The following is a 9,177-nucleotide window of genomic DNA, read 5'->3' as shown; positions in this document are numbered from 1 at the left end:
CGGGTCGTCACCTTCAATCTTCTGCACGGAGGCGCGTCCTCGGGCCTGCGCGGGGACGGGCAACGCCTCGACCTGCGCCTGGAGATGGTGGTCCACGAACTGCGCGCGCTCGACCCGGACGTGGTCGCCCTCCAGGAAGCCTCCACCGGCCGCGGGCGCGGCAACGTGGCCGAGCGTCTGGCGCGGCAGCTCGGTCTCCAATATGTTCACGCGCCCGCCACCTCCCGGGTCTTCCCGCTGCGGTTTCTGGGGAGCGCCGTCGCCTGGCTGCTGAACTTCAACGAGGGGCCGGCCATCCTCAGCCGCTTTCCCATCGCGGCCTGGGAGGCCTGGGACCTGCCCCGTTGCCAGCGCTATTTCGATCCGCGCGTGCTCCTCCGCGCCGAGCTACGGACGCCGTGGGGTCCGCTGCAGGCGTTCTCTACCCACACCTCGCGCGATCCGTGCCAGCACCGGCGCATCGCCGAGCTGGTCGCCGCCCGGCGCGGGACGCTGCCGTCGATCGTGATGGGTGATTTCAACGCCACCGACGGGTCGCCGGCGATCGCTGCGCTCGCCAACGGCACCGGCCTCGTCGACGCCTTCCGCGCGGCGAATCCGGCCGCGTCGGGCCTGACCGTCTGGCAGCGCGTCGAGGCGCCGCAGCCCACGGTCTTCCGCCGGGTGGACTTCGTGTTCGTCCTGCCAGGCCGGGAGGCCGAGGGGCGCGTGCGCTCGAGCCGCGTGGTGCTCGACACGCCGCGCCGCCTGCCCGACGGGACCACGCTCTGGCCGTCGGACCACTACGGCGTGCTGGCCGAGGTGGAGGTGGGGGCCAGACGGTGGTAAGAGCCTACCCGAGGCCTATTCGGGAAATGTGGAGGCGAACGCTGTTACGGTGCGTACCGCTCCGCCACTACCACGGTGGTCAAATCCTTAGTAGCGGTTGACCGTGTATCGGGAGAAGGCCTCCCAAAAGGATTTGTCTCTGGATCGCCCCGTCGCGACTGTGGTGTCCTCGGAAAAATCGCTGTCTTCCCACCTGAACTCAGGCGGAGGGTTTTGAGCCGATGCCTAGATCCTCGGCATCGGAGGGTCGGGCCTGTCAGCGCTCGCACGGGTATAATCGTGCCTGGAGGTGGGCGGCATGCATGTCCGTCTCACGCGCGATCTGGAAGGACGGGCCCGCCGGGCGCCGGACCCGATGACCGTCGAAGAATTCTTCGCCCGTTTCCCCGAGGTCCCCCGCGACCTGCACGACGAGCCGGTGCTCGCCGAGTTCGTCCGTGCCTTCGGCTCCCAGCTCAAAGTCGCCCAGAAGCCCTCACCGTGCGTGGCGCGGGCAGGCGGTGGCGACGCCGAGCACCATTTCTACACGCGTCTGGTCAACGATCTCGCCGTCTACGGCATCGGCCTCGCCCGGCGCGAGCGGACGCTCCAGCGTCTGGAAACCCTCCTCGCCGAGTACCGCACGCAGCCCGCCACCTTCGCCTGTACGCTGGTCCCGCGCAAGGGGCCGGACGCGCCGCGCGCGGGGTGTAGGTAGCGTCCACGATGTGATCGATTCGAATCGCGGCGGGCCCGACCAAGTCGCGGATGTGCCTCGCGATCTGCGTGAACTCGTCCACCCAGTGGGGCTGATATGAGGTAACCACTACCGGGCAGGATTTTCTCGTGATGTCGAACTCCGGCATCGCGTCTGCCATGACGTCTAACGCCCCGCAAGCGGATGTTAGGTGTCTTGTTGTTTCTTACTTACGGTACGCCGGGGCCGGGCGCGCCCCCACACCTGGGCGACCGTCACGGTCGTGAAGACGGTGTCCGGATCGGCCAGATGCGCGCGGCAGGCAGCGAGCGCTGCCTCCAGCTCGTCCGGGGTGATCAGGCGCTTGTCAAGGAGCGTACCGCGGACGGACTCGACGGTGGCGGGCATGTAGTCGGTCATTGGGTCGCCGGACCGGACGCCGACCAGGAACGGCCGGTAGTGAACGTCCTCAAGGCCCGCATGTCGCACGAGTTGGTAAAGGCGCTGCGCGAGCCGCACGTCGGCGCCGACGCAAACAAAGGCCTGCTCGAGCGCCCACTTCAGGCGGTCCCAAGCTGGGTGCGGCGGGTAGCAGTTGAGGGTCGAGATGTCGGGCTCCTGGAAGGCGACGATTCCCCTGGGGCGTGTCAGCCGTATCATCTCCTGAAGGAGAGCTGCGGGCTCGCCCGCCGTGCTCGCCACGAAGCGCGCGTGGACCAAGTCGAAGCTGCCGCCCGGGAGTCCCGTGCGGTAGGCGTTGCCCAGTACGAACTCGACGTTGGCGTGGCCCTGCGCGCGCGTGCGAGCATGGTCGATGAAGACAGAGTCGGCGTCGAGGCCGACGACCCGTCCGGTCGGGCCCGCGCGGGCGCTCAGCAGGTCGGTTATGCCGCCGGGGCCGCAGCCGACGTCGAGGCACCGCCAGCCGGATCCGACGCCGATCTGGTCAAGCATGATCGCCGCGTCGAGGGCCATCGCCTCGCACTGGATGTGAAGCCTCTCGATCTCCCCGGCGCGCCGCTCTATCGGGTAGTGGCCGGATTGTGTCGTCGGCATCGGGGTGATATTACAGTGGCAAGGCACAGCCGCGCTCTGGCAAGATATCGATCCCCTGGATACCGCTAGGAACTCTTCGATCCCGCTCGCGGCTCCATAGCCGTGGCCGACAGCTCTATCAAAGGCCGGAGCATCGTCGTGAACTCCATCGGCACGACAAATTTGGTCGCTGGGCTGTTGCCCAAGGCTCGCAGCGCGTCCAGATACTGCAGGCTCATCGTCTTGCTGTCCACGGTCTGAGCCACCGAGAAGACTTTGTCAAGGGCCAGGGCGAAGCCTTCCGCTCGCAAGATAGCCGACTGGCGCTCACCCTCGGCTCGCAGTATCGCCGCGGCTTTGTCGCCTTCTGCGACATTGATCGTGGACTGCCGCTGGCCCTCCGATTCTGTGATGACCGCTCGGCGGTTGCGCTCCGCGCTCAACATCCGGTTCATTGCTTCCTGCACCTCTCTCGGCGGGATGATCTCCCGAATTTCCACCGTTGTGACCTTGCCACCCCAGCGCTCCGTCTGCTCGTCGAGCTTCACTCGCAGTACGTCGTTGATCTGATCGCGCTTGGACAGGACATCATCCAGCAGAATGTCGCCGATCACCGCGCGGAGCGTCGTCATGGCGATGCCCTGGAGCGCCCCTGGGAAGTTGCTCACCCTGATCACGCTGTGTAGCGGATCTGCGATGCGCCAGTAGATCAGGAAGTCGATATTGATGGGTGCGTTGTCCTTGGTGATCGTCGTCTGGCTGGGGACCTCGATGAATTGCTCGCGCAGGTCGACCCGCACGGGCCGGTCGACGAGCGGGATGAGGAAGACCAGCCCCGGGCCCCTCATCAGGTTCGGCCCGGTCCGGCCAAAGCGGAACACGACCAGTCGGTCGTACTCGTTGACGATTCGTACCGAAGCATGGACCAGCACGACGAGCAAAATGCCGACCACAACGAGCACCAGATAGGTTCCTATCATGACGTTCGTATCTCCATATTCTGGCTGGGCTTAGGCCAAGGGAGGGGACCGAGTCGTAAGTTGGTAGTAGTGGCGCGAGCGCAGCCGGATGCCGCCGGGCGGCGGCTCACGTCAGGCCCCGTTGACCGGAGCCGACGACTGCAACATCCGGCCTCCTCCACGAGGACGGTCGGCGGGCGTTGCGCCCTTGAGAATCTTGTCGGCGTAGCCTGCTCAGCCCTGACGACACGATGCTCAACCCGGTGATGTCGGCGACACCGTTGACAATCCCGATGACCGACCTGTCCCCAGCCCAGGCCGAACGTTTGCGCCAGGAGGCGGAGCGTCTTGGCCTCGCGCCGGAGGACCTCGCCAGGGCCGCGGTTGCGGACCTGCTGGGAACTCGGGACGAGGACTTCGAGGCAGCCGCCAAGCGAGTACTGCAGAAGAACGAGGAGTTGTACCGGCGCCTCGCCTGATGCGGTATCTCACGCTGGGGGAGGTTGACCCTCGCTACCCCTTCAGTTCCTTCTTCAGCTCGTTGAGAAAGCGCCAGTCGGTGCCCTGGGCGATGATCTTCGGCGGGCTCAACTTGATCATCCCGGCCTCGTGGAGGCGGAGGGCGTAGAAGCGCACCGTGTCCTCGGGGTCGTACTCGCGCCATTGCCCGTAGGGGATGTTCTTGAGTGCCTGAAGAGCGTAGTCGACGCGCTGGGTGAAGCCCTTGTCCACGAGGTACCGCGCCGCCCGCTCCGGCTCCAGCGCGCAGAGGCTGTTGGCTTTCAGGATTGCTCGCAGGGCCCGCTTGGTCGCCACCGGGTGCTTGCGGACGAACTCCCGGTTCCCGACCATCATGCAGCAGAAGTACTGGGACCACGGCCGATCGCGCGTACTGTTGACCACGACATGGCCGATCTTCCTGGCTCGCAGCTCCTGGGGCTCCGGGGGGAACCCGAGGAACGCATCGACCTTCCCTTCCGCGAAAAGCCGCATGGACTCCGCCGGTCGATGGGTGACCCAGTTGATGTCCCGTCGCGGGTCCAGGCCGACGTGCGCGGCCATGGTCGATAGGAACACGTGCTGGGCGGATCCGATCTCCAGCACGGCCACGGTCTTTCCTTTGAGGTCGCGAATCGTACGGACGCGGTCTGTCCCAAACAGCTCGAAGCAGCCGATATGGAGACCTCCCAGGATCACGATCGGATCCCCGGCCTCCACGCGAATGATGCTCGGCGCCACGAAGTGGTTGTTGATGTCGGCCTCGCCCGAGGCGAGCGCTTCAGTGATTCCGAGCGCGCCTGCCTTCTGGACGTACTGGACGTCGGTGAACCCCTCAGCCTGCAGCAACTCGCCGGCGACGTACTGCGGGGCCTGACAGACGCTGGGGATCTTGATCAGCCTGAGTCTCGCCGTCTCGGGCGGCGGCTCGGCAGCGACAGGCTCCGGCCGGAGTCCGTGGAGCCCCGCCGTGCCCGCCAGGGCCAGCCCACACACGAATTCGCGCCGGCTCAAGCTCTCTCGTCGGTCGCTCATGGAGACCTCCTCCGCCAGGATGGGAAGCGGTGGCATCGAGAATGGACCTCGATCGTACCCCCAATCAACCAGGGCAGTCAGAATTCCTGGGGGCGACGTCGAAGGGTTGCTGCCCTCTAAATCCTCCACCCCTCGATCTCTCGCGGTGCGCATAACGCACCGCTCAGCGGGCGGGGCAAGCAACGCGAGCCCCGGTCCGCTGAAGCGGGTTGTTGGGCGTTTTCTACGCCGGCGCAAGCTTAGCAACCCGAAGTTTCTTTCGACGCTGCTCAGCGTGCCAGAGGTCGTGCTGCGTTTGCTGATTGAGCCAACTCTCGGAGGACGTTCCAAAGGCAATGGAAAGACGGACCGCCATCTCGGGGCTGACTCCGGCACGGCCATTCAGAATGGCGGACAAGGTCTTGCGGCTTACTCCCAGAGCTTCTGCGGCCTGCGTAACGGTGAGGCCAAGTGGCTCAAGGCAAAGGGTCCTGATGATCTCGCCCGGATGAGGTGGATTGTGCATACGCATCGCTATTCCCTCAGTGATAGTCTTCGTAATCGACGGCATCAGCATCCTTACCGACGAACTTGAACGTAACCCGCCAGTTGCCGCTCACCGACACGGCCCACGTGCCCTTGCGGTCACCCCCGAGTGGATGAAGGCTCAGCCCTGGGAGTGCCATGTCTGGTGGCGAAGTGGCGGCGCTCAAGCGGCCCAAGATCAGGCGCAGCCGTTCGGCGTGTTGTGCCTGGACGCCGGCCTTTGGGCCGGTCTCGAAGAACTTGGCCAACCCCTTGTGCCTGAACCCACGGATCACCCGGACAAGTGTAACCCATAACGTTACGGCCCACAAGACGCCCAGCTCGAATTCGGCCCCGGGATACGCTGATCTGCGTATTCCCGCAAACACTGCGCGGCCGGTCGGGGTATTCCGATGGCGAAACGATCTCTCCTGCTGGCGTCGGGCTCCATGCTTTCAACGCCGTGCGGTCGATCAAGCGGCCCTGACGCGGCCGGGATAGGCTGCGGAATCGCGCAGCGTATGTTGGCGCAGCGCCACGCGGAAGCGGCTGAGCGTGTCACGGCGCGAACATCCGGTCGGCCGGGCTCCGCACGGCGGCCGGCCCACGGTTCAGGACGTGCGTGTAGATCATCGTCGTCGTCACGTCCCGGTGCCCCAGGAGTTCCTGTACGGTGCGGATGTCGTGGCCGTCCTCGAGCAGGTGAGTGGCGAACGAGTGCTGAAGGGTGTGGGAACCGCACGCTGGAGGACTGACTCGTGCAGGTGGTGGCGGCGCTGGCCGGTAAGCCGATCGCGGTAGATGCGCGTGGCGGGGAAGAGCCACTGCCACGGCCACTCGCGGCCGGCGTTTGGATACTTCCTGAGCAAGGCGGTCGGCAGCTCGACCCAGCCGGCGCCCAGAACCAAATCGCGGTCATGCTGCGCCCGGATCTCCTCGAGGTGCCAGAGGAGATCGGGCTTCACCATGGCCGGGAGCATGGTCACCCGGTCCTTGTCGCCCTTGCCGCCGCGGACGGCGATCTGGTTGGCGGCGAAGTCAACGTCTTGGACACGGAGCCGGCAGCACTCGAGCACCCGCAGACCCGCTCCGTATAGCAGGCAGGCCATGGGGCCGCCAAGTCGTCGCCGTAGCCGGCGGCTTCCGTGTCCTCAGAGCGAGCCCGATGGCGCTACCCGAGCGTAGTCCGCACAGCCCCCGTCGCGCTGGACGAGGTGGACGAGCACGCCGTGGAAGCTCTCGGGATGGATGAAGCCGATCAGGGCGCGGCGGGACCCCGGGCGGCCCACGGGGTCGATCAGCGCCCGCCCCGCCCGCGCCAGCGCCTCCAGCGCGCCGTCGATGTCGGTGACCTTGAGCGCCAGATGATGGAGCCCGGGGCCGCGCTTGGCGATGAAGCGGCCGATGGCCCCCTGATCCTGCCGCGTCGTGCCCGGTGCGCCGCGGGCCGCGCGGGCGCCCGTTCGCGGGTCGAACTCCTGCAGGAATTCCAGCTCCGAGTCGCCGACGGTGACGAAGGCCACCCGCAGCCCCCCGGCCGGCGCGGGCGGGCGCGTGTGATAGACCACCCCGTACTTGTCCGAGGTGAAGCTCTCGATGGCGACGTGCACCTCGAGGTCGGTCTGTGTGCTCTCCAGCGCGCAGCCCAGGCGGCGCGTGAAGACTTCGAGGGCGGCGTCGTTGTCGGCGCTGGCCACGCCGAGATGATCGATGCGCTCGACGGGGCCGCCGCCCCCGCGGTCGAGCGCCAGCGGCTCCGAGAGGTACGTGCGCACGCCGGCGGTCGCCTCGGGGGCTAGCAGGAGCCGCCGCCCGCCGCCCAGGCCGTCGCTCGCAGTCGCCTCGCCCAGCGCGATCCCCGCGACCGAGGCGGCGCCGGCGGCCGCGCGCAGATCCTCGACGCCGAGCGCGACGTGGTGGACGCCGGTCGCCGTGGCGCCCCCGACGAATGGATCGCCCGGGGCGAAGAGGGCCAGGGCGCTCGCCCCGATGGGCAGCACCGGAGCCCGGCGCTCGCCGCGACCGACGCGACAGTCCACGCGGGTGAGGTCGAAGTCGCGCTGGAGCCCGGCCGCCGCGGCCTCCACGTCGTTCACGATCAGCGCCACGTAGGTGAGGCTCTTGCCGATCATGGGCGCACCCGGGCGGTACAATACACGAAATGGCGCGAGCGTTTCGGCTGCCCGATCTGGGCGAAGGGCTTACCGAGGCCGAGATCATCAAGGTGCTCGTCCGCGAGGGCCAGGTCATCCAGGAGGACGCGCCGCTACTCGAGGTCGAGACGGACAAGGCCCAGGTGGAGATCCCGTCGCCCCTGAGCGGGCGCGTGGAGAAGATCCACGTGCAACCGGGGCAGACGGTCAGAGTCGGCGACGTGCTCGTCACGTTCGCCGACGACGGCGAGTCCGTGATGCTGGGGGGACGGGCTGCCCTCGGTAGCTCAGAGAGGCCACTTCGCCCCGAGGGCAGCCCGTCCCCTCAGCCTTCAGCGGGTCATCGGGCGGCGGCGAGCGTGGTGGCACCGACGAGCATCGGCCCCGTCCCGGCGACGCCGGCGACGCGACGGCTGGCCCGTGAGCTCGGCGTCGACCTGCGCAACGTGCGCGGCAGCGGGCCCAGCGGTCGCGTCACCGACGACGACGTTCGCGCCGCGGCCGGCAGCGCGCCCCCGACCGGTGCCCGCCGGGCGGCCGCCGCCGCGCCCGCGCCGTCGGCCGGCGGGCGCGAGGCGGAGCGCGTCGCCGCCAAGCCGCTGGCGCCGGCGGGACTCGAGGCGCCGCCGCTGCCCCGGTTCGAGCAGTGGGGCCCGATCGAGCGCCAGCCGCTCTCACATCTCCGGCGGACGATCGCCGAGCGCATGACCCTCTCGGCGGCGCTCATCCCCCACGTGACCCACTTCGACCGCGCCGACATCACCGACCTCGACGCGATCATCCAGCGCCACCTGGAGCCGGCCCGCGAGCGCGGCGTCACCCTCACGCTGACGAGCTTTCTGCTCAAGGCGGCGGCGCTCGCGCTGAAGGCCCATCCCCAGTTCAACGCGAGCCTCGACCCGGCCGCCGGCGAGGTGATCCTCAAGCGCTACTGCCACCTCGGCGTGGCGGTGGCGACCGAGCGCGGACTCATCGTCCCCGTCCTGCGCGACGTGGACCGCAAGCCCGTGCTCGAGCTGGCGCGCGCGCTGTCGGCCCTGGCCCAGCGCGTGCGCGACGGCAAGGCGACGCTGGAGGACCTGCGGGGCGGGACGTTCACCATCACCAACATCGGCGCCCTCGGCGGCACCGGCGCCATCCCCATCATCAACTACCCCGAGGTGGCGATCCTGGGCGTGGCGCGGGCCCGCCCGGAAGCGGTCGTGCGCGACGGCCAGATCGTCCCCCGCCTCATGCTCCCGCTCTCGGTGACGTTCGACCACCGGATCGCCGACGGCGCCGACGGAGCGCGCTTCGGCGCCGACATCGTGCGCCGCCTCGAGCATCCCGATCAGCTCCTGCTGGAGCTGTGAGCCGTGCGCGTCCTGGACGCGGTCGCCGTCATTCTGATCGCGCTCCTGCTCGGGGCGGGGGCGGCGCCGGGTGTGGCCGCCGACGTCTCGTGCCCGTCGGCCGCCGAGCCCGAGCCCCGCGTCGTCCACATTCCAGT

General features: G+C 68.2%; 10 protein-coding genes and 1 pseudogene. 4 read left to right on the top strand and 7 right to left on the bottom strand.

The annotated features are described in order from the left end of the window. On the top strand, positions 1 to 828 hold an 828-nt coding region (locus VGV13_06270; protein ID HEV8640686.1), incomplete at its 5' end, for an endonuclease/exonuclease/phosphatase family protein. Positions 829 to 1,126: 298 nt separating this feature from the next. Then, the gene (locus tag VGV13_06265; protein HEV8640685.1) at positions 1,127 to 1,525 is read left to right on the top strand and encodes a hypothetical protein; all 399 of its coding nucleotides are present in this window, start codon (positions 1,127 to 1,129) and stop codon (positions 1,523 to 1,525) included. 186 nt (positions 1,526 to 1,711) lie between these two features. Here VGV13_06265 and VGV13_06260 read toward each other — a convergent pair whose 3' ends face one another. Together VGV13_06260 and VGV13_06255 are read right to left on the bottom strand one after the other, a co-directional pair. Then, a complete protein-coding gene (locus tag VGV13_06260; protein HEV8640684.1) occupies positions 1,712 to 2,479 on the bottom strand; it encodes a methyltransferase domain-containing protein in 768 nt (255 codons plus the stop codon). Between the two features lie 146 nt (positions 2,480 to 2,625). Next, positions 2,626 to 3,519 carry an SPFH domain-containing protein gene (locus tag VGV13_06255; protein HEV8640683.1) on the bottom strand — a complete coding sequence of 298 codons (894 nt, stop codon included), beginning with the start codon at positions 3,517 to 3,519 and terminating at the stop codon, positions 2,626 to 2,628. Between the two features lie 230 nt (positions 3,520 to 3,749). Between VGV13_06255 and VGV13_06250 the strand changes: the two genes are divergently transcribed. Next, positions 3,750 to 3,977 carry a DNA-binding protein gene (locus VGV13_06250; protein ID HEV8640682.1) on the top strand — a complete coding sequence of 76 codons (228 nt, stop codon included), beginning with the start codon at positions 3,750 to 3,752 and terminating at the stop codon, positions 3,975 to 3,977. Between the two features lie 34 nt (positions 3,978 to 4,011). On the opposite strand, the gene VGV13_06245 is transcribed toward VGV13_06250, so the two are convergent. The 5 genes and pseudogenes from VGV13_06245 to VGV13_06225 all read right to left on the bottom strand — a co-directional run bounded on the left by VGV13_06245 (position 4,012) and on the right by VGV13_06225 (position 7,667). Further along, a complete protein-coding gene (locus tag VGV13_06245) occupies positions 4,012 to 5,031 on the bottom strand; it encodes an ABC transporter substrate-binding protein (protein HEV8640681.1) in 1,020 nt (339 codons plus the stop codon). A 223-nt stretch (positions 5,032 to 5,254) separates the two neighbouring features. Continuing rightward, on the bottom strand, positions 5,255 to 5,542 hold the full coding sequence (locus tag VGV13_06240) for a HigA family addiction module antitoxin (GenBank protein HEV8640680.1): 288 nt from the start codon (positions 5,540 to 5,542) through the stop codon (positions 5,255 to 5,257). Positions 5,543 to 5,552: 10 nt separating this feature from the next. After that, the gene (locus VGV13_06235; GenBank protein HEV8640679.1) at positions 5,553 to 5,831 is read right to left on the bottom strand and encodes a type II toxin-antitoxin system RelE/ParE family toxin; all 279 of its coding nucleotides are present in this window, start codon (positions 5,829 to 5,831) and stop codon (positions 5,553 to 5,555) included. 262 nt (positions 5,832 to 6,093) lie between these two features. Further along, positions 6,094 to 6,644: pseudogene (locus tag VGV13_06230) on the bottom strand (tyrosine-type recombinase/integrase). A 42-nt stretch (positions 6,645 to 6,686) separates the two neighbouring features. Continuing rightward, complete coding sequence (locus VGV13_06225) at positions 6,687 to 7,667, bottom strand: VOC family protein (protein HEV8640678.1); 981 nt, start codon at positions 7,665 to 7,667, stop codon at positions 6,687 to 6,689. A gap of 29 nt (positions 7,668 to 7,696) precedes the next feature. Here VGV13_06225 and VGV13_06220 point away from each other — a divergent pair, with 29 nt between their 5' ends. Next, on the top strand, positions 7,697 to 9,040 hold the full coding sequence (locus VGV13_06220; GenBank protein ID HEV8640677.1) for a dihydrolipoamide acetyltransferase family protein: 1,344 nt from the start codon (positions 7,697 to 7,699) through the stop codon (positions 9,038 to 9,040). The last annotated feature ends 137 nt before the right edge of the window (positions 9,041 to 9,177 follow it).

The organism is Candidatus Methylomirabilota bacterium (assembly GCA_036001065.1).
Classification (GTDB): Bacteria; Methylomirabilota; Methylomirabilia; order Rokubacteriales; family CSP1-6; genus MNEF01.
Note: the sequence above shows the minus strand (reverse complement) of the source record. Positions and strands in the feature narration are given on the sequence as shown.

Coding starts and splice junctions, on each gene's coding strand:
- VGV13_06220 (HEV8640677.1), top strand. CDS start 7,697: ATGGCGCGAGCGTTTCGGCTGCCCGATCTGGGCGAAGGGCTTACCGAG.
- VGV13_06260 (HEV8640684.1), bottom strand. CDS start 2,479: ATGGCCCTCGACGCGGCGATCATGCTTGACCAGATCGGCGTCGGATCC.
- VGV13_06245 (HEV8640681.1), bottom strand. CDS start 5,031: ATGAGCGACCGACGAGAGAGCTTGAGCCGGCGCGAATTCGTGTGTGGG.
- VGV13_06250 (HEV8640682.1), top strand. CDS start 3,750: ATGCTCAACCCGGTGATGTCGGCGACACCGTTGACAATCCCGATGACC.
- VGV13_06255 (HEV8640683.1), bottom strand. CDS start 3,519: ATGATAGGAACCTATCTGGTGCTCGTTGTGGTCGGCATTTTGCTCGTC.
- VGV13_06225 (HEV8640678.1), bottom strand. CDS start 7,667: ATGATCGGCAAGAGCCTCACCTACGTGGCGCTGATCGTGAACGACGTG.
- VGV13_06240 (HEV8640680.1), bottom strand. CDS start 5,542: ATGCGTATGCACAATCCACCTCATCCGGGCGAGATCATCAGGACCCTT.
- VGV13_06265 (HEV8640685.1), top strand. CDS start 1,127: ATGCATGTCCGTCTCACGCGCGATCTGGAAGGACGGGCCCGCCGGGCG.